Origin of the sequence: Bradyrhizobium sp. CCGUVB1N3 (assembly GCF_024199925.1) — a bacterium.
Taxonomy (GTDB): domain Bacteria; phylum Pseudomonadota; class Alphaproteobacteria; order Rhizobiales; family Xanthobacteraceae; genus Bradyrhizobium.
Genome location: NZ_JANADR010000001.1, coordinates 5,633,351 through 5,652,434 on the forward strand (window position 1 = coordinate 5,633,351; position 19,084 = coordinate 5,652,434).

Annotated in this window: 20 protein-coding genes; 4 read left to right on the top strand and 16 right to left on the bottom strand. The window is 65.4% G+C overall.

All coding sequences use genetic code 11. The annotated features are described in order from the left end of the window. Positions 1-3: 3 nt before the first annotated feature. Genes phnK through phnG form a run of 5 tightly spaced genes read right to left on the bottom strand, consistent with a single transcriptional unit; the run spans position 4 to position 3,806 of the window. Positions 4-798: a phosphonate C-P lyase system protein PhnK gene (phnK, locus tag NLM33_RS26885; protein WP_254100409.1), complete on the bottom strand. Its 795-nt coding sequence runs from the start codon at positions 796-798 to the stop codon at positions 4-6. After that, positions 791-1,675, bottom strand: a complete 885-nt coding sequence (locus tag NLM33_RS26890; RefSeq protein WP_254100411.1) for an alpha-D-ribose 1-methylphosphonate 5-phosphate C-P-lyase PhnJ — start codon at positions 1,673-1,675, stop codon at positions 791-793. The genes phnK and NLM33_RS26890 overlap by 8 nt, the downstream gene beginning before the upstream one ends. Beyond that, positions 1,672-2,775: a carbon-phosphorus lyase complex subunit PhnI gene (locus tag NLM33_RS26895; protein WP_254100413.1), complete on the bottom strand. Its 1,104-nt coding sequence runs from the start codon at positions 2,773-2,775 to the stop codon at positions 1,672-1,674. Before NLM33_RS26895 ends, NLM33_RS26890 begins: the two co-directional genes overlap by 4 nt. 1 nt (position 2,776) lies before the next feature. Then, positions 2,777-3,388 (bottom strand): phosphonate C-P lyase system protein PhnH, encoded by a 612-nt coding sequence (gene phnH / locus NLM33_RS26900; RefSeq protein ID WP_254100415.1) that lies wholly within the window; start codon positions 3,386-3,388, stop codon positions 2,777-2,779. Positions 3,389-3,392: 4 nt separating this feature from the next. Further along, complete coding sequence (phnG, locus tag NLM33_RS26905; protein WP_371930137.1) at positions 3,393-3,806, bottom strand: phosphonate C-P lyase system protein PhnG; 414 nt, start codon at positions 3,804-3,806, stop codon at positions 3,393-3,395. A 158-nt stretch (positions 3,807-3,964) separates the two neighbouring features. On the opposite strand from phnG, the gene phnF reads away from it, so the two are divergent. After that, positions 3,965-4,693 (top strand): phosphonate metabolism transcriptional regulator PhnF, encoded by a 729-nt coding sequence (gene phnF / locus NLM33_RS26910; protein WP_254100419.1) that lies wholly within the window; start codon positions 3,965-3,967, stop codon positions 4,691-4,693. A 127-nt stretch (positions 4,694-4,820) separates the two neighbouring features. Here the strand turns inward: phnF and phnE (NLM33_RS26915) are convergent, their stop codons facing one another. The 4 genes from phnE (NLM33_RS26915) to phnC form a co-directional block, all read right to left on the bottom strand. Continuing rightward, entirely contained in the window at positions 4,821-5,669 is an 849-nt protein-coding gene (gene phnE / locus NLM33_RS26915; protein ID WP_254100421.1) for a phosphonate ABC transporter, permease protein PhnE, read from the bottom strand. After that, positions 5,666-6,550: a phosphonate ABC transporter, permease protein PhnE gene (phnE, locus tag NLM33_RS26920; protein WP_254100423.1), complete on the bottom strand. Its 885-nt coding sequence runs from the start codon at positions 6,548-6,550 to the stop codon at positions 5,666-5,668. Before phnE (NLM33_RS26920) ends, phnE (NLM33_RS26915) begins: the two co-directional genes overlap by 4 nt. A gap of 77 nt (positions 6,551-6,627) precedes the next feature. Continuing rightward, on the bottom strand, positions 6,628-7,557 hold the full coding sequence (phnD, locus tag NLM33_RS26925) for a phosphonate ABC transporter substrate-binding protein (RefSeq protein WP_254100425.1): 930 nt from the start codon (positions 7,555-7,557) through the stop codon (positions 6,628-6,630). Positions 7,558-7,598: 41 nt separating this feature from the next. Then, positions 7,599-8,408, bottom strand: a complete 810-nt coding sequence (gene phnC, locus NLM33_RS26930) for a phosphonate ABC transporter ATP-binding protein (protein WP_254100427.1) — start codon at positions 8,406-8,408, stop codon at positions 7,599-7,601. A gap of 171 nt (positions 8,409-8,579) precedes the next feature. Here phnC and NLM33_RS26935 point away from each other — a divergent pair, with 171 nt between their 5' ends. From NLM33_RS26935 to NLM33_RS26945, 3 genes are read left to right on the top strand one after another with little or no spacing between them, the layout of a single operon-like run. Continuing rightward, positions 8,580-9,248 carry a DapH/DapD/GlmU-related protein gene (locus tag NLM33_RS26935; RefSeq protein ID WP_254100429.1) on the top strand — a complete coding sequence of 223 codons (669 nt, stop codon included), beginning with the start codon at positions 8,580-8,582 and terminating at the stop codon, positions 9,246-9,248. Then, entirely contained in the window at positions 9,245-10,435 is a 1,191-nt protein-coding gene (locus NLM33_RS26940; RefSeq protein ID WP_254100431.1) for an alpha-D-ribose 1-methylphosphonate 5-triphosphate diphosphatase, read from the top strand. Before NLM33_RS26935 ends, NLM33_RS26940 begins: the two co-directional genes overlap by 4 nt. A gap of 19 nt (positions 10,436-10,454) precedes the next feature. Further along, positions 10,455-11,153 (top strand): DUF1045 domain-containing protein, encoded by a 699-nt coding sequence (locus NLM33_RS26945; protein ID WP_254100433.1) that lies wholly within the window; start codon positions 10,455-10,457, stop codon positions 11,151-11,153. A gap of 146 nt (positions 11,154-11,299) precedes the next feature. Here NLM33_RS26945 and NLM33_RS26950 read toward each other — a convergent pair whose 3' ends face one another. The 7 genes from NLM33_RS26950 to NLM33_RS26980 form a co-directional block, all read right to left on the bottom strand. After that, positions 11,300-11,893: a hypothetical protein gene (locus NLM33_RS26950; protein ID WP_254105892.1), complete on the bottom strand. Its 594-nt coding sequence runs from the start codon at positions 11,891-11,893 to the stop codon at positions 11,300-11,302. An 83-nt stretch (positions 11,894-11,976) separates the two neighbouring features. Beyond that, positions 11,977-13,377 (bottom strand): selenium-binding family protein, encoded by a 1,401-nt coding sequence (locus tag NLM33_RS26955; RefSeq protein WP_254100435.1) that lies wholly within the window; start codon positions 13,375-13,377, stop codon positions 11,977-11,979. Positions 13,378-13,755: 378 nt separating this feature from the next. Then, the gene (locus NLM33_RS26960; RefSeq protein WP_254100437.1) at positions 13,756-14,697 is read right to left on the bottom strand and encodes a dihydrodipicolinate synthase family protein; all 942 of its coding nucleotides are present in this window, start codon (positions 14,695-14,697) and stop codon (positions 13,756-13,758) included. 141 nt (positions 14,698-14,838) lie between these two features. Then, the gene (locus tag NLM33_RS26965; RefSeq protein WP_254100439.1) at positions 14,839-16,920 is read right to left on the bottom strand and encodes a methyl-accepting chemotaxis protein; all 2,082 of its coding nucleotides are present in this window, start codon (positions 16,918-16,920) and stop codon (positions 14,839-14,841) included. A 158-nt stretch (positions 16,921-17,078) separates the two neighbouring features. Beyond that, a complete protein-coding gene (locus tag NLM33_RS26970) occupies positions 17,079-17,849 on the bottom strand; it encodes an enoyl-CoA hydratase (protein ID WP_254100441.1) in 771 nt (256 codons plus the stop codon). Between the two features lie 13 nt (positions 17,850-17,862). Continuing rightward, positions 17,863-18,231, bottom strand: a complete 369-nt coding sequence (locus NLM33_RS26975; RefSeq protein ID WP_254105893.1) for a MarR family winged helix-turn-helix transcriptional regulator — start codon at positions 18,229-18,231, stop codon at positions 17,863-17,865. A 141-nt stretch (positions 18,232-18,372) separates the two neighbouring features. Next, positions 18,373-19,032: a TetR/AcrR family transcriptional regulator gene (locus NLM33_RS26980; protein ID WP_254100443.1), complete on the bottom strand. Its 660-nt coding sequence runs from the start codon at positions 19,030-19,032 to the stop codon at positions 18,373-18,375. Between the last annotated feature and the right edge of the window lie 52 nt (positions 19,033-19,084).

Genomic DNA, 19,084 nt, shown 5'->3' on the forward strand with positions numbered 1-19,084 from the left:
GGCTCATGGCGGTAGGATCGAGGAGACGAGGAGCTGAGTATAGGGCTCGCGCGGGTCGTCGAGCACCTGGTCGGTCAGGCCGGTCTCGATGACGCGGCCGCCCTTCATCACCATCACGCGATGCGACAGCAGCCGCGCGACCGCGAGATCGTGGGTGACGATGATGACGGCCAGATGCAGTTCGGCAACCAGGTTGCGCAAGAGGTCGAGCAGGCGCGCCTGCACGGAGACATCGAGGCCGCCGGTCGGCTCATCCATGAAGACGAGACGCGGCTCGGTCACGAGATTGCGGGCGATCTGGAGGCGCTGGCGCATGCCGCCGGAATAGGTGCGCGGCGCGTCATCGATCCGCGCGACGTCGATCTCGACGCGCGTGAGCCAATCGGATGCGGTATCGCGGATGCGGCCGTAGTGATTCCACCCCACCGCCATCAACCGCTCGCCGACATTGGCACCGGCCGAGACCGCCATGCGCAGCCCCTGCGCAGGATCCTGATGCACGAAGCCCCAATCGGTACGGAACAGGAAACGGCGCTCGGCTTCGCCGAGCATTGCGAGATCGCGCGTAACGCCGTCGCGCATCCGGTAGGACACGCTGCCGCCGCTGGCGGCAAGCTGACCTGACAGGAGCTGGAGCAGCGTCGACTTGCCGGAGCCGGATTCGCCGACGATCGCCAGCACCTCGCCCGGATAAAGCGCAAAGGAGACGTCGCGGCAGGCGGCGATCCTGCCGTAGGATTTGCTCAGCGACTCCGCAACCAGCAGCGGCTGATCGTTCTCGAGCAGGTGCTCAACCATGCGCCTTCTCCTTGTACGGTGCGGCGCTCAGGCTGCCGTGGTGACCAGCCGTCTGACGTTCCTCGCAGAAATCGGTGTCGGAGCACACGAACATGCGCCCGCCCTTGTCGTCGGTGACGATCTCGTCGAGATAGGAATTCTCGGCCCCGCACAGCGCGCAGGGCGCGTTGAAGCGGTAGGGCTCGAACGGATGGTCCTCGAAATCGAGCGACACCACCTGCGTGTAGGGCGGAATCGCATAGATGCGCTTCTCACGGCCGGCGCCAAAAAGCTGCAGCGCCGGGCAATTGTCCATCTTGGGATTGTCGAATTTCGGCGTCGGCGACGGGTCCATCACATAGCGCGCGTTCACCTTCACGGGATATGCGTAGGCGGTCGCGATGTGGCCGAAGCGCGCGATGTCCTCGTAGAGCTTGACGTGCATGAGGCCGTATTCGGCGAGCGCATGCATGCGCCGCGTCTCGGTCTCGCGCGGCTCGAGATAACGCAGCGGCTCCGGGATCGGCACCTGATAGACCAGCACCTGGTTTGCCTTCAGCGCCGTCTCGGGAATGCGGTGGCGGGTCTGGATCACGCTCGCCTCTTCCGTCGCGGTCGTGGTGGCGACGCCCGCGGTCTTGGCGAAGAATTTCCGGATCGAGATCGCATTCGTGGTGTCGTCGGAGCCCTGGTCGATCACCTTGAGTACGTCGCTGGGCCCGAGGATCGCCGCGGTCACCTGCACACCGCCTGTGCCCCAGCCATAGGGCATCGGCATTTCGCGGCTCGCAAACGGCACCTGATAGCCGGGAATCGCGATCGCCTTCAGGATCGCGCGGCGGATCATCCGCTTGGTCTGCTCGTCGAGATACGCAAAATTGTAGGCGGGCGCGTTCATTCCGCGGCCTCCTTCATCGGCTCGGCTTCATTGGCCTCGGAAAATTCCTGACGCAGCTTGCGCAGCAGGCCAAGCTCGGACTGGAAGTCGACATAGTGCGGCAGCTTCAGATGCTCGACGAAGCCGGTCGCCTGGACGTTGTCCGAATGCGACATCACGAATTCTTCGTCCTGCGCCGGTGCGAGCACCTCCTCGCCGAGCTCGCGCGCGCGAAGCGCGCGATCGACCAGCGCCATCGACATGGTCTTGCGCTCGCTCTGGCCGAAGGCGAGGCCATAGCCGCGGGTGAAGCACGGCGCTTCCGTGGCCGAGCCCTTGAACTGGTTGACCATCTGGCATTCGGTCAGCTCGATCGCGCCGAGCGGCACGGCGAAGCCGACGTCCTCGGCGAAGAACTCGACCTCGACCTCGCCGAAGCGGATCTCGCCGGCGAAAGGATGGTTGCGGCCATAGCCGCGCTGGGTCGAGTACCCCATCGCCAGCAGAAAGCCTTCGTCGCCGCGCGCGAGATTTTGCAGGCGCAGGTCGCGGTCGGCTGGAAAGTTCAGCGGCTCGCGCGTGAGATCGCCAACCGGCACGCCATCTTCTGCTTGCGGTGACGCCTCGATCAAGCCGTCGCGGCCCAGAATATCGGTCACGCGCGGCGTGGCCGCGGGCGAGGCTTCGGCTGTCGCCGGCTCATCCGGCACGAAACCTTCGGCAAGACCCGGATCGAGCAGGCGATGGGTGTAGTCGAAGGTCGGCCCGAGGATCTGCCCACCCGGAATGTCCTTGAAGGTCGACGACACCCGTCGCCGCACCCGCATCGCTCCGGTATCGACCGGCTCGCTTGCGCCGAAGCGCGGCAGCGTGGCGCGGAAGGCGCGGACCAGGAAGATCGCCTCGATCAAGTCGCCGCGCGCCTGCTTGATGGCGAGCGCCGCGAGCTCGCGGTCATAGAGCGAGCCTTCGCTCATGACGCGATCGACGGCGAGGCCAAGCTGCTCGGAAATCTGGTCGAGCGCAATTTCGGGCACGCTGTGGTCGCCGCGCCGCGCGTGCGCCAGCAGGCGATGGGCGTTCTCGATGGCGCGTTCGCCACCTTTGACTGCGACATACATGCTACTGGCTTCCCTTGTTCACGACGCGCGTGGTGCGCGGGATCGCAACCACGGCGTCATCGGCGACCAGCACCACGTCGATGCCGCGCGGAAACAGCGCCTCGTTGATGCGCAGGCGCTCGAACAGGTCGGTTGGCCTGACAGACGCGTGAAGGATCGTCACGCCGTCGATACCAGGGCCACGGAGCTCGAATGCGCGCCCTGCATTGAGGCTCTCCACTTGCAGGACCAATGTGGTAGCGCGATCCGGATATTCGTTGCTGCCAAGCGCAAAGCGCTCGAGCGAAGGAAGCGCGGCACCATCGGCGATCAGCGCAAAGCTCGCGACGGAAGGATCCTGGATCACCGGCGCGCCGGTGTGGAATTTCAGCCATTTCAGGACGTCGGAGCTCTCCGACATCCGCGCATCGAGCCAGAGCGGCGTATCGTGGTCGAACAGCGTCAGCGCGATCGCCGCCGTGCCCCGCATCATGGGACCGGGCGTGCCCGCCGCCGGCACGATCCGCTGCACCGAGCCCGGCCGCGCCATCGCGTCCATGACCGAGCGAAAGGTCGATTGCGCCGACAACACCTTGTCGGCGAAACCCGGTGGCAGCTCCGCAATCGTGGTCATGGCCTCACCCCTCACCGCGCACCATGGTGTAGAAATCAACCTTCGTTGCCGCGGCTTGCGCGGCGCGCTGCGCCTGCCGCGCAAGCAGGTCCGCGCGCAAGGGCGCAACGACCTCCCGCTCGACGGCGCCTGCAAATTCTTCGGATTGCACCAGCGCGTCGCAGAGCGCGATCAGCCTCGCCTTCTCACCGTCGCGACCGAGCGTATAGCCGAAGCCGACCTCGCCGCCCGCAAGTCGCACCGCGGCGCGCGACACCGTGGCCTCCCCAAGATTGAACGGCGCGCCATCGCCGCCGACGCGGCCGCGCAGCATCACGAGGCCGTTCTCGGCTACACGCAGATCGTCATGCCGCGGCAACGCGATGGCGCGAAGTCGGCCGGCGATAGCATCTGCATCCGCATGCACCAGCACGGCCATTGCCGCCTTGCGCCGGGTCTTGAGGCTGTCTTGCGGGGTCACGTCGGTCACCAGGCTTGCCGAATTCAAGTTGTCTATGATAATAGACAACTTGATAATGAAGCGCCATGACTGTTTCGTGACAATCGTGTGATTTTGGAGATGGGCTTCCCCGCGACATGAGCCTTCAGGACACCGCCTCCTCCGGCGTCGCGCTGTGGCGCCTGGTCGCCGACGGCATCGAGCGCGGCATCGCCGACGGCCGCTTTGCCGCCGGCGAAAAGCTGCCGGGCGAGATGGAGATCGCCGAGACCTATCGCGTGAACCGCCATACGGTGCGGCGCGCGCTGGCGGCACTCGCCGAGCGCGGCCTGGTGCGCGCCGAGCGCGGCAGCGGCACCTATGTCGAGGCGCAGAAGCTTGCCTATCCCTTGCGCTCGCGCACGCGCTTCTCGGAGATCGTCGGCGCCGGCGGCCGCGAGCCACGCGGGCAGCTGATCGAGGCGTCGGAGGACGTGGCGAGCCGGGAGCTCGCACGGGAACTCGGCGTGAAGACCGGCGCGCGGCTGGTCCGGATCGAATCTGTGCGCTTTGCCGACCGCACGCCGATCTGCGTCTCGACGTCATGGCTGTCAGCCGAACTCTATCCAGATGCGGGCACGGTCTTCGCCGCCACGCGCTCGATGACGAAACTGCTCGCGCATTACGGCGTCCGGGACTACCGCCGCGGCTCGACCCGGATCACGGCCGGCATTGTCGATGCAACAGACGCCGCGCGGCTCGACCTCGCGCTGGGGCGTCCGATCCTGGTGGTCGATTCGACCGACCTCGATCCCGATGGCAAGCCGCTGGTGACGAAGCGCTCGCGCTTCGCCGCAGAGCGGGTGGAGTTTTTGGTGGAATCGTAGCGGGTGGAATTCTTGATCGAATCGTAGGGTGGGCAAAGGCGCACTTGCGCCGTGCCCACCATATCTCCGAGGTCTCGGCAGAAATGGTCGGCACGCTTTGCTTTGCCCACCCTGCGAGAGAAGCGCTCTATGCCACCGCCCGCCGGCCGATGATGGCGAAGCGCAGCTTGCCGGAGATGAAGTCGATCGCGGCGACTGCGACCAGGATCATCAGCACGAGGAACGAGACCCTCTGCCATTCCAGCACGCGGATCTGCTCGGCGAGCTGAAGGCCGATGCCGCCGGCACCGACGATGCCGATGATGCTGGCCGAGCGCGTGTTCGATTCGATGAAATAGAGCACCTGGCCGGCAATGACCGGCAGCACCTGCGGCATCAGGCCGAAGCGGATCTCGTGCAGGGCATTGCCGCCTGATGCCCTGATGCCCTCGACCTGCTTCTTGTCGGCGGCCTCGATCGCCTCCGAAAACAGCTTTCCGAGCGCGCCGAAGTCCGAGACCATGATCGCGAGCACGCCGGCAAACGGGCCGAGCCCGACCACGTTGATCCAGACCAGCGCCCAGATCAGCGTGTCGACGCCGCGGATCGAGTCGAGGAAGCGCCGCACCGGAAAGCGGATGATGTTCGGCGGCACGATATTGCGCGCGGCGAGCAGGGAGACCGGCAGCGCCAGCGTTGCGGCGAGCGTGGTGCCGAGCAGCGCGATCGACAGTGTCTCCCCCAGCGCCTTCAGATAAAGCGGCAGCGACGTTCCGGGATCGGGCGGAATCATCATCATGGTGATCCAGCCGAGCTGCTTGAGGCCCGCGATGAACCTTGCCGGCTCAAAGCCGAGATCGTTCAGGCCGAAGATGAACACGGCGAGCGCGGCCACGATCATGGCGGGCGTGGCGAGACGCGCCGCCGCCGGCCGTTCGAAGGCATCGGGATATTTTGTCCGCAGCGCCGCGGTGTCGGGCTTCTCGAACTCCCTCATGACCGTGCATCCCTGCCGAACAGCCGCGCGCGCAACCAGCCGGTCGTGATGTCGATGACGAAGATCGTGAGCACGATCATCAGCAGGATCGCGCTGACGTCGGAGTAATAGAATTTTCGGATCGCGACCACGAGCTCCTGGCCGATGCCACCGGCGCCGACGAAACCCATCACCGAGGATTCACGGACATTGATCTCGAAGCGCAGCAGCGCGTAGCTGACATAGCCGGCCGAGACCTGCGGCAATACGGCAAAGCGCATGCAGGACAGCCAGCTCGCGCCGGTCGAGCGCACGCCTTCGACCGGCTTCATGTCGGCATTCTCTACGATCTCGGCGAACAGCTTGCCGAGCGCGCCGGTCGAGTGAATGGCGATCGCCAGCACGCCCGCCATCGGCCCGAGCCCGAAGGCCATGATGAAGATGAGCGCGAACACGATGCCCGGCACGGTCCGAGCAAATTCGAGCAGGCGGCGCACGAGAAAGCGCAGCCAGGGCGCCGGCGAAGTGTTCTCCGCCGCGAGGAAATTCAGGCAGAACGCGCAGACCGCGCCGATCAGCGTACCGACGTAGCTGATCAGCAACGTCTCGCCGAGCAGCTTGCCCCATTTGTACCAGCCCCACAGCCACTCGCGGGGATCAGTCCAAACGCGCTGGCCGCTGTCGAGGGTGAGGATGCGATCGAAATAGCTGACGAAGTTGCCGAAATAAGTGAACAGCGTCCGCAAATTCACTTCAGCCCCGATCGCAGCAAGGATCAGCGCGGCGATGAACAGCGCAGCACCGGCGAACAATCGCAGGCGCTTGCGCGCCACCGCCTGGCGATAGGCCGCGTTCAGCGCCGCCAGCTGCTGCTCGGGAAGGATCGAAACCGCAATGGTCATGGGGTCAACGGACAAGGCTCGACATAGAAAAGAAGCCGGGTCAATTGACCCGGCTCCAGGTGCGTCGTCCCGTTCGATCAGGACGCCTTCTTACGCAGATTGTCGACGAATTTGATCAGCTCGATCGTCTTGTTGTAGTCGTCGGTGGTGATCGGCTCCCAGGGCTTGTTCTTGCCGTCGGAAAGCTTCTTGAACGCCTCGGGATCCTTCTGCGCCGCCTCCAGGAAGGCCTTTTTGATGGCGGCCTTCATGTCATCCGGCAGATCGCTGAGATAGGCGTACGGCGAGTTGATGATGAGGTCGGACTTCACGACGATGCGGAAGTCTTCCTTCTTCATCACCGTGCCGTCGGCCGACTTCACCATACCCTTGTTGAGCATGCGGGTCAGGTTGGAATCATCATCGGCGTTCCACCAGTTGGCGGCGACGTCGACTGTGCCCTGCGCGAGCGCCAGAACGGCGTTCTCATGGCTGCCAGTGAAGACCACCTTGGAAAAATAGGCGTCGGGATCGATGCTCATCTGGTTCAGCTTGAAGCGAGGCATGTTGTTGCCGGAGGTCGAGTTCGGATCGACCAGGCCGAGATTCTTGCCCTTGAGGTCTTCGATCTTCTGGTATGGCGACTTCGCCAGCACGTAAAACACGGAATAATAGCCCTTCGAGCCGTCGGAGTTGACGTCGATGGCGAAGGCGTCGGTCTTCACGCCGGTGAGGCGGGCACGCGCGAAGGACGCCGGACCGTAATAGCCGATATGGATATTGCCGGCGCGCTGGCCCTCGATGAGGGCAGCGTAATCATTGGCAACACGCAGCGTGACCTTGATGCCGAGCTCCTTGGACAGATAGCTGACGAAGGGGGCGTAGCGCTCGGAAGTGCCCGAGCCGTTCTCGATCGGAATCGCGGCGAAGGTGATCTCCGGATATTTCGCTTTCCAGTCCTCGGCGGAAGCGGAAGCGGAGAAGGCCAGCGCGGCGGCGCCGGCAAGGACGATGCGACGAGTGATCATGATACCCTCTTGATCAGTTGAACGCGATGACTGGTAGCGACTTAGGCGGCGGCAGCGGTGCCGAGCGCCGGAACACCTTCGGGCGTGGGCAGCGGCAGGCCGCCCATGACTTCACTGGCTTCGAGATCGTAGAGCTCGCGCGCGACGTGCTCGGTGAGCGCTGACGGCGCGCCGTCGAACACCACGCGGCCCGCCGCCATGCCGATCAGGCGATCGCAATAGCTGCGCGCCAGATCGAGCGAATGCAGGTTGCAGATCACGGTGATGCCGAAATGCTTGTTGATGCGCAGCAGCGCATCCATCACGATCTTGGTGTTGCGCGGGTCGAGCGAGGCGATCGGCTCGTCGGCGAGGATCAGATCAGGCTGCTGAACGAGTGCGCGGGCGATCGCAACGCGCTGCTGCTGGCCGCCGGAGAGCTGGTCGGCGCGCTGGGCGGCGAGCGAGGCCATGTCGAACTGCTCCAGCGCCGACATCGCCAGCGCCTTGTCCTCTTCGGGCCAGGCCTGCGTGAGCGAGCGCCAGGCCGGCATCGCGGCAAGGCGCCCCATCAGCACATTGGTGAGCACATCGAGCCGGCCGACGAGATTGAATTGCTGGAAGATCATCGCGGCACGGGCGCGCCATTGCCGCAGCTCCTTGCCGCGCAACGCGGTGACGTCGATGCCGTCGAACAGGATGCGCCCCTCTGTTGGCGTCGCCAGACGGTTGATGGTCCGCAGCAAGGTCGACTTGCCGGCGCCGGAACGGCCGATGACGCCGACGAATCCGCCAGGGGCGATTTCAAACGAAGCACCGTCCACCGCGGCTTTTGTGCCGAAGCGGCACGTCAGACCTTCAACCACCAGCATGCAGGGCTCCCAACTCGCTGGGCCCAACCGCTAACGCTGCCGCTTTACATTTGTGTGACAAGGGCGCGGCGGTGCGGCGATGCTACGCACGCATCCCCTGTCATCTCTACGTCATGACATCGTCATCGAGCCGCTCGAAGACGAACGCTCCTCCCTGTCAACGGACGCACCATGGTCGCCAAAGCGCTTTCGGTCCAACCGACCATCGATCCCACCGCCAAGCTGCACGAGATCAAGCTCGGCGCCTATTGCGAGGTCGGCGCGCGCACGATCCTGCACGAGGTGACGATGGGCGACTATTCCTACGTCGTGAACGATTCGCAGATCACTTACACGACGATCGGCAAATTCTGCTCGATCGCGGCGATGACGCGCATCAATCCCGGCAACCACCCGATGCACCGCGCCAGCCAGGCGCATTTCACCTATCGCGCCAGTGCCTATTTTCCAGGCGAGAGCGACGAGGCCGAGTTCTTCGACTGGCGGCGCCAGCATCATGTCCATATCGGCCATGACGTCTGGATCGGACATGGCGCGATCGTACTACCGGGCCGCAATATCGGCACCGGCGCCGTGGTGGCCGCGGGCGCCGTCGTCACCAAGGACGTGCCCGCCTACACCATCGTCGCCGGCAATCCGGCCCGTCCGGTCCGGCGGCGCTTCTCCGACGAGATCGCCGGCCGGCTGGCAAAGCTCGCCTGGTGGGACTGGGATCACGAAAGCTTGCGCGAGGCCTTGCCTGATTTCCGCAAGCTTGGGATTGAAGATTTCCTCGCGAAGTACGAAGCACGGGCCATTGCCAACCATTTGTCTCCCAGCAAGCGAAGCATCCCCGCGTGACCGAAATCTTCCTTGAAGGCGGCCGGGCCCTGATCGGCTCGGAGATCGTCGAGACCTCCCTCGTGGTTTCCGGACAGGATATTGGGGAGATCGATCGCGGGCGCGGTCGTGCGTCGCTTGCGATCGATGCTGGTGATCTTTTGGTCCTGCCGGGCATCGTCGACCTGCATGGCGACGCCTTCGAACGGCAGATGATGCCGCGCCCGGGCGTCGATTTCCCGATCGACGTGGCGCTCGCCGACAGCGACCGGCAGGCCGTCAGCAACGGCATCACCACCGTCTTCCATGGCACGACCTGGTCGTGGGAGCCGGGCCTGCGCTCTGGCGACAATGCGCGACGCCTGCTGGAAGCGATCGAGCGGCTGCGCCCGCAATTTGCTGCCGACACCCGCTTCCATCTGCGGCACGAGACCTACAATCTCGATGCGGAGGACGAGATCGGCCAGTGGCTCGCCGAAGGACGCATCGATCTGTTCGCCTTCAACGATCACATGGCTGCGACCATCCGCGATCTGGCGAAGCCGCACAAGCGCGGCCGCTTGGTTGACCGCACCGGACTGTCCGACACGGCCTTTGAAGAGCTGGTCGGTCGTGTCGCCGCTCGCGCAGCGGACGTCCCGGCGACGACTGCGCGGCTTGCTGCGGCGGCCCGCGCCGCCGAGGTGCGGATGCTCTCGCATGACGATTCGACGCCGGCGATGCGCAAGGCCTATCGTGACATGGGTGCCACGATCGCCGAGTTTCCGGTCAATGAAGAGACGGCGCGCGCGGCGGCAGACGCAGGCGACGCCATCATCTACGGCGCGCCGAACGTGGTGCGTGGCGGCAGCCACACCGGCTGGACCAGGGCGTCCGACATGATCAACAAAGGGCTCTGCTCGGTGCTGGCCTCGGACTATTACTATCCGGCGCAACTGCTCGCCGCCTTCCGGCTCGTGGCCGACGACGTGCTTCCGCTGGCAGAAGCCTGGAAGCTGATCTCGGAAGCGCCGGCAGAAGCCGCAGGCCTGTCCGATCGCGGTGTGATCGCGGAGGGACGGCGCGCCGACATCCTGCTGATCGACGACACCGTGCCGCTGCGGCCGCGGGTGGTCGCGGTGATTGCCGCGGGCAGGCTGGTACATTTCACCGACGCAGCGCGCCTGCACGGTTCGGCCGCAGCGCGCGAAGCTGTCGTCGCCGCCTGAACCGGCTATACGAGAGGCGATGACAGGTTTTCCCCGCTACGCGATCTACTATGCCGCCGATGCCGACAGCACGCTGTCGCGCTTCGGCGCCGAGCTGCTTGGCTATGATGCCCATAGCGGCCGTGAGTTGCCTTTCCCCGCAGAGGCGCTGCACTTGGCGGCCGATTGGCACGACATCACGGCCGATCCCCGCAAATACGGTTTTCACGGCACGCTGAAGGCGCCGATGGCGCTCGCGGGCGGCAAGACCGAGGCCGAGCTGGTTGCGGCGTGCACAGCGTTTGCCGAAAAGCCGCGGCCGATCCCCGTGATTCGTCCGGTCGTCGATTCCATCAGTGGCTTCATCGCGGCAATCCCTGCCGAGCCCGTCAGCGAACTGATACGGCTCGCCGCCGATTGCGTGCGCGATTTCGACGCGTTCCGCGCGCCATTGGCGGCGAAGGATCGCGCAAGGCGCAACCCGGAAAAGCTGACCGAGCGGCAGCGCGACTATCTCGACGACTGGGGTTACCCCTACGTCATGGAAGAATTCCGTTTCCACATGACGCTCACGGGCCGGCTCGATGCGGAACGCCGCGGGCCGATCATCGAGATGTTGCGGAGGCGGTTTGCCAGCCTGGAGCTCGAAACGCTGGCGATCGACCGCATCGCCCTTTTTCGCCAGGAAGACGCAGCGGCACGCTTCCACGTCATCGGCGAGTGGCCGTTGGCGAGATAGGTTGATGGGCACTGCCGGTCCCGTCATCCTGAGGTGCGAGCACAGCGAGCCTCGAAGGATGAACGGCCGGGCTGCAACCGGGCCGTCGCCCTTCGAGGCCTCCGCTACGCTCCGGCACCTCAGGGTGACGGAGTTTTCGCTCCGCCTCATCGCCAGTCCGCGAGGTTGAACGCGAGCGCGGCGGCGCCGACCAGGACGAGACTCGCGGCCCAGACCGCATCCAGATTGAACCAGCTTCGCGATACGAACTTGAGACCGAGATAGCGGTAGACCAGCCACGCAAGGCAACCGCCCGCCGCGACCATGGCGATGACATGCATGAGCGAAACCAGCACCGCCATTGCGAGATTCGCCGTGACGAGAGCGCCGGCGGCCTGGTGGACCGCGTCGAGGTCAGCGGCCTGGCACAGCCCGAGATAGATCGGCACCAGCATCAACGCGGCGCCGTGGGCGATCGCAACCGCAAACGACCACAGCGCCAACTGCGTTGGCGGTATCCGCGCCAGCGCCCGCGGATGGCGCCGATCGATGAGACGGTAGGCGCCAAAGCCGATCACCAGCAGGCTCGCACCGAGCTGAATCGGACGCTGCCATTCGGCCAGCGCCAGCAACAGCGCGAACGGCAGCAACACCAGGAACGTCGCCAGCAGATGGCCAGCCGACAGAGCACCGAGCGCGCCAAACAGCGCGCGCGGACTTCGTTCCATGAGCCCAGCCGAAACCGCGAGCGGCCATCCCATTCCCGGATTGATGCCATGATAAATGCCGCTCGCAAGGAGCGCGAGCCAGAGCCAGGCAAGTGTCCGGCTCGCCTCTCCCCAATCTAGGCCGACGGATAGCAAAAGGAATCCGTCGAACAGTCGCCACCCTCAAGCCTGACCTGATGGGCCCGGTATCCTTCGGGGAAGCTGACGAAATAGTCGCTGGCGAGCTCGAGGCCGCCGTTGCGACCGACATTGGCCATCACTTCGACGCCGGGAACGCCATCGGGATAGAACTGGTCGTCCCAGGTCGAGTAGAGCGAGTTGGTCCAGTACACCCGCTTGCCGTCGCGGCTGATCTCGACCATCTGCGGGCCACCCGCATAAGCCTTGCCGTTCGGATGCGGCGCGCGGCGCACGATGCCTCCCGTGTACACCGAGCCGGCAAGCTTGGGTTTCCGGGGATTACTGACGTCATACTGGCGCATCTCGCCGGTGCCCCAGCAGGAGACATAGAGGAATCTGTCATCCATCGACAGATCGATGTCGGTCACCAGTGGAGGCACCGCGCCGAACCCCTGCAAGAGCGGCGGCAGCTTTTCCTTGGCTGCAGGCTCCGGCGGGATCGTCGCCGTCTTTTCGGCGTGGAATTTTCCGCCCTCGCGCCACCAGGTCCAGATCGAGGCTTCCAAATTGGTGGTGTCGACCACCACGCCGACGAAGCCGTATTCGCGAACCGGATCGTGCGCGGGCCGCACCTCCAGCGCCATCTGATGGTTGGCACCGAGGTCTATGGTTTGAACATTGCGCCGGGCCCGGAGATCCCAGAAATGGAGCCGGTGGCCATATTTGTTCGACAGCAGATCTTCGGGAACGATGCCGTTCTCGAACTGCGGCGGCAGCGCCCATTCGCTCGTCACCATGTAGTCGCGCGGCAGATTCCACCAGAAGTCATAGTGCAGCGTCTGCGGACCGCGATCGATCTCCCAGCGGCCGAGCACCTCGAACGTCTCGCAATCCATGATGAAGACGCCGGGCGGCCCGCTCGTGCCATCCTTGCCGCCGCCGCCGAGCGTGCTGACATAAATGCCGTCCGGCCCGCAGTGGATGGTGTGCGGCCGCGAGTAGCCGGTTTTCTTGAAGACTTCCTCCGGCTCGATGATCTTGTGAATCTTCGCTTTGGTCGGATCGGGCTTGGTGTCGATGATGTAGATGCGCGATGAACGCAGGCCGGGAATAATGAGATAGCGCCGCTCGATGAAGGCGTGCCCGGCGAGCGGAGACAGTGCCGAGGAGCAGGCATTCCAGCCGAAATGATGAAACTCGTCGCCCTTGTTCGGCATCGTCACGGTATGGACGATCCGACTGTAGGTCGGCGATCCCGGCTTGGCGTCGATGACCGCAAGTGCGTCGGGCTTTGAGAAATCCGGGCTGAGCAGCAACGTGTAGGCGAAGTTTTCGGGCGGCGCTTCCATCGCGAGTTTTGGCGATGCGTGGAAGGTCGGATCTGGCCGCATTGTCATGGCACTGCCTCCCTGTTTGCGTCGACTTGCGCCAACCTGGCCCGGGATAACGGCATAATGAAGTGCTGACGCGCGATGTCTCGAGGTGCTCCGCAGGCTTGGTTGGCCCGGGAACATTACGTCATCGCGCCACCGCGCGAAACCGGCCGAAGCGCGCCAATTCGACGCTTCGCCTAGATGGACAGTTGGCTAGACGTCTGGATCGCGCTCTCCTTTGGAGTCGTCCTGGCGAAAGCCAGGACCCATTACCCCAGGGAGTTGTTGTGGCAGAAGGCGCTGGCCACGGCTGCCCGCACAACTGCTTCCTCGGGTAATGGGTCCTGGATCAGCGCTCGCTACGCTCGCTTGTCCAGGACGACGACCGGAGGATGAACCGCGTTACTTCCCCCAGCGCAGCGCCAGCGCGTCGCGTTCCCTGGCGAGCTCGAGCAGGCCCGCGCGCGTGGCCGGGTGCAGCGGTTGCAGGGGGTGGCGCACGGCGTCGGACTTGATCACGCCGCCGGCCTGCATCATCGCCTTGCAGGCGATCAGGCCGCACTGGCGGTTCTCGTAATTGATCAGCGGCAGCCAGCGCTCATAGGCGGCCTTGGCCTCCTCGCGCTTGCCGGCGAAATAGGGATCGACGATCTGGCGGATACCGTCGGGATAGCCGCCGCCGGTCATCGCACCGGTGGCGCCGGCGTCGAGATCGGCCATCAGCGTGATCGCCTCCTCGCCGTCCCATGGACCTTCGATCGCGCTGCCGCCCGCCTCGATCAGGCTGCGCAGCTTCGCGGCCGCAAAGGGCACCTCGATCTTGAAATAGCGAATGTTGGAAAACTCCCGCGAGAGCCGTACCAGCAACTCCACCGACAGCGGCGTGCCGGCGACCGGTGCGTCCTGGATCATGATCGGAATCTCGATCGCCGCCGACAGCACCTTGAAGAACTCGACGATGCCCTTCTCGGGTACGCGGAAGGTCGCGCCGTGATAGGGCGGCATCACCATCACCATGGCGGCGCCGGCGGCCTCCGCCTGCCTGCTGCGCGCCGCGCACACGGCCGAGGAGAAATGGGTGGTGGTGACGATCACGGGAACGCGGCCGGCAACATGCTCCAGCACGGCATGCATCACGGTCTCGCGCTCGGCGTCGGTCAGCACGAACTGCTCGGAGAAGTTGGCGAGGATGCAGATACCGTTCGAGCCGGCATCGATCATGAAGTCGATGCAGCGGCGCTGGCCTTCGAGGTCGAGCTCCCCGCGCTCGTTGAAGATGGTGGGGGCGACGGGAAAGACGCCCCGGTACGGACGCTGGACTTTGGTTTGGGGCGTGGCCGACATCGAAACTTACTCCCTGGATTTCTTGCCGCGACTTGCCGGCGGGCCGCCCGCGATGCCGCGCGAGCATGGTACCGCTACCATTTAGCGCGGTCGCGCACCTGCGGCAATGCCGATCGCGGCGGGAACTTCAGATCTGATGAGCTACGCCGAACGAACGGCGCCGAGGAAGCCTTCGACCGCCACGCGCAGGTGGTCGGCATCGGCCGACATCTTCTTGACCGACTCCGTCAACACGGTGCCGGCATTGCCGGTCTCGCGGTTGAGGCTGGCGACGCTGCCGATGGTGTCGGTCACCTCCCTGGTGCCGAGCGCGGCCTGCTGGAAGTTGCGCGAGATTTCGGTGGTCGCCGCGCGCTGCTCCTCGACGGCCGCAGCAATCGCCGTCATCTTCTCGTCTATGCCGCCGATCGCCCCGCCGATCGACCGGATCGCGGACACCGCCTGCCCCGTCGCGGACTGGATCTCCGCGACCTGGCGCGAGATTTCCTCGGTCGCGGTCGCCGTCTGCGACGCGAGACTCTTGACCTCGCCGGCGACCACGGCGAAGCCCCGGCCTGCCTCGCCGGCACGCGCCGCCTCGATGGTGGCGTTCAGCGCCAGGAGGTTGGTCTGGCCTGCGATGGCGCTGATCATCTTCACGACCTCGCCGATGCGCGCGGCGGTCTGGTCCAGAATCTCGACGGTGGCGTTGGTCTGCTCGGCCTGCGCGACCGCCTCGCGCGCCTCGCGCGCGCTGGCCTGCACCTGCGCCGAGATCTCGCCGACCGATGCCGACAGCTCCTCGGTCGCGGCCGCAATCGTCTCGAGATTGTTGGTGGCCTGCTCGGCCGCGGACGACACCGCAGCCGTCTGGTTGCTCGACTCCGACACCAGCGAACGCACACCCGTCGCGGTGGCATCGAGCTCCCGCGTCGATTCGGCAACGCTGTGGATCACCGCCTGCACGGTGTCGTCGAAGCGCCGGCAGGCCGCGTCGACCGCGCCCGAGCGAACGAGTTGCTGGGCCTGCTGCGCCTCGCGCTCCTGACCGAGCCGTTCCGCCGTCGCCGCGCTCTCGCGCAGGCTCTCGAGCGCTGACGCCATCGTGCCGAACTCGTCGGGATATTTCGACTGCGGCACCGGCGTTGCGTAGTCACGGGCGCTGATCCGTGCGATCGCGCCCATCAGCGATTGCACCGGCCGCACCAGGCGATTGCGCACCACGAATACGCCGGCCAGGGTCACGGTCAGCGCCGCCAGGAAAGCCAGCGACTGCATCACGAGCTTGGCGAGCGCCGTCTCCTGCACCGCTTCCGCGCGCGCGATCGACTGGTCCAACGCCTTGGTCGCGACGGCCACGATCGGCCCGAACGGCGACTGGCAGAGCGCATTCCACTCCTGGGCGGAGACGGCCGGACGACCGCTGCCGTCGAAATTCCTGGTGAGCTGCGAAATCTGCTGCACGACCGAGTCGGTTTTCGCGCGCGCTTCCTTTGCAGCGGAGACGAGATCTGCGGTCACATCAGGCGCGGCGAGGAGTTCCTCGATCCCGGTCCAGCCTGCGCCGACCGTACCGTTCCACTGCGCCACGTTCAGCTTCTGGGCCTCGTCGAGCGGCTTGCTCGAATTGACGTTGGGGCGCAGCGCCGAGCACTGGACGCCGTAGCGGTCGCGCACCTGCCAGGCGAGGCGGCGAACCTGGATCATCCGGGCAATGAAGGGATCGTTCATCCAGGCCCGGTTGGAGACCGCGGTCGAGGCGAGGTTCGCCGTATCGATGGTCTTGCCGACGGCCTCGTACCAGGAATTGGTACGATCGATCTTGCGCTCGGCGCGCGGACGCGCAGCTTCGTCGAAGAACAGGCGGAACTGCGGTGCGGCCTCGCCCCAGCGCTGCTTCAGCGTGCTTGCAAGCTCCTCCCGACGGGCAAACTCGATGGTCTCGATGGCAGCCACGATGGTGTCAAAACCGGCCTGCTCGAGCTTCTCGACCTCGGCCAGGCGGTTGCGCGGATCGTCCTCGCCGAGCAGCGCGCTCTGGGCATCACCGCGGTTGGTCCGCAGCGACAGCACGCCGTGGAAGATTGCCTTGTCGGCGGCAGCCAGCCGTCCGGTCTCCTGGCTGTCACGATAGCGACCGATGGCTCCGGTCATCTGGATCGCCGTGCTGGTCAGCGCACCTACGGCCAGCAGAGCCATCAATACCAGGAGAAGCGTGCTTACCGATTTCTTGATCATCGTCATTGGCAGGGCGCCCAGTTTGGACGGCCACTTTGCCGGGTGACCTGCCAATGCTTCGTTAAGTTTTTAGTCGAATTGGCTGCAATGCAAATTTGCCGCAACGGGTGGTTGGTGTGGACGAATGAGTGAGCTGGCCGGCGCGGAACGCCGGCCACACCAGATCACGCAACCTTCGTGAAATCCGGCGGCCGGCGCTCGGCAAAGGCCATGAAGGCCTCACGGGCCTCGGCGGTGCGCAGGCGCTGTGCGAACTGCTCGCCTTCGGCCGTCATCTGCGCGACCAGCGCCTCACCGTTTCGCATCAGCCGCTTGGTGGCGATCAGCGCGCCGGCCGGCTGCTTCGCAAGGCGCTGCGCGAGCGTGGCAGCCTCGGCCTCGAGCTTGTCGAGCGCCACGACCCGGCTGGCGAGCCCCCATTCGAGCGCGGTCTTGGCCGGCACGGCCTCGCCAAGCGCGAACATCTCGTAGGCGCGGACGTGACCGATGCGCAACGGCATCAACAGGCTCGAGGCCGCCTCCGGCACCAATGCGAGGCTGACGAACGGCGTCGACAACAGCGCGTCGTCGGCGAGCACGACGAGATCGCAGTGCAGGAGCATCGTGGTGCCGACGCCGACCGCACGGCCCTGGACGGCCGCGACCAGCGGGCGCGTGCAGCGCGCCAGCGACTGGATGAACCTGATGACATTGCGGCTGCCTTCGGATTTGCCGGTGGCGACCGCGGCGAATTCGCCAACGTCGTTGCCCGCCGTGAACATGTCGCCTTCACCGCGGATCAAGAGCACGCGGACCGACGGATCGGTCTCGGCGCCCTCGATGGTATCGGCGAGCTTGCCGTACATCGCATCGGTCAGCGCATTCTTCTTGTCGGGGCGCGCCAGGGTCAGCGTCAGCACGCCATTGGTCATCTCGGTCCGGACATGCTCGGTCATGGGACGGCTCCTCTCATTCGTCTGTTGCTCGTGGAAACTTGGTCTGAATGCTCGTCAGCCAGCGCGCGACGATGTCGATCTCGGCGCTGGAAAATCCTTCCGTCAGCGCGGCGTTGATTTCCGTCGCGGCCGCCTTCGCCCGCACTTGGACCGCGCGGCCCTTCGGCGTGAGCCAGACGCGCCAGGCGCGGCCGTCCTCGCGGTCGGCCCGCCGCTCGACCAGCCTTGCCGCGGCCATCCGGTCGACGAGGCCGGAGATGCCAGCCGGCCCAAGATCGAGCGCGGCCCCCGCCTCGCCAATCAAGGCGCCGTCTTGCCGGCCGAGGACGAAGAGGAGCCCGGCCTGGGATGGCGTCACCTCGCTCTCCGGCTGCGCCGCCATGAAGCGCTGCAGCCGGCGCTGCGCAACGTTCAGGAGGTAGATCAGCCGATGGTGCCGTGCCGCCGTCACGCGCGCTCCAATTTATTTCGCATACGAAATATATATAGATCGATGAGGCCAGCCTGTAAAGCGGCGCGGGCGTCACGCCGTTGTGGCGCGACAGCCGTCCAGGAAAAGAGCGGCGGCGGTGCGGACGCGGCGCTCGATTTCCTTGCGCGGTGGCAGCGGCACGCCGCCATAGATCGCGGCGCGCTGGGGGGCCGAGACGGCCATGCCGATCAGCATGCCGGCGGCCTCCTCGACATTGTCGAGAGCCAGGCGCTCCGCCTTCACCTGGACTCGCAGCCAGCGCGCAAGAGCGGCCGCGGTACGCGCGATGCCGTTGCGATAGAACGCCACGGCAAGATCCGGAAACGCCGCGGATTCCTGGAGCACGATGCGCTGGAGAGCGACGACCTCCGGATCAAGCGCGAGGTCGGCGCAGGCGAGCAACGCGGTGGAAAGAGCCTCCGCAATGTCGGGGTGATCGATGCCCTTGAGCTGGACGTCGGAAAGCTGACGGTCGAGCCGGTCGGCGACCATGGCCTCGAACAGCGCCGCCTTGGCCGGAAACAGCCGATAGAGCGTCTTGGTGGAAATGCCGGCGCGGCGGGCCAGCTCCTCGGTGCTGGTGGCGGCGTAGCCGTTCTCGGCAAAAGCGTGCCGCGCGGCGTCGAAGATAATCTGACGCGTCTCGCTGTCATCGCGCAGCGGCGGCCGTCCACGGGGGCGGTATTCGCTGGAAGATTTTTCCTGAGCCATGTTTTTACATGATGCCTGTCATTCCATTGACAGTTTTCAACTTAGCCCTATT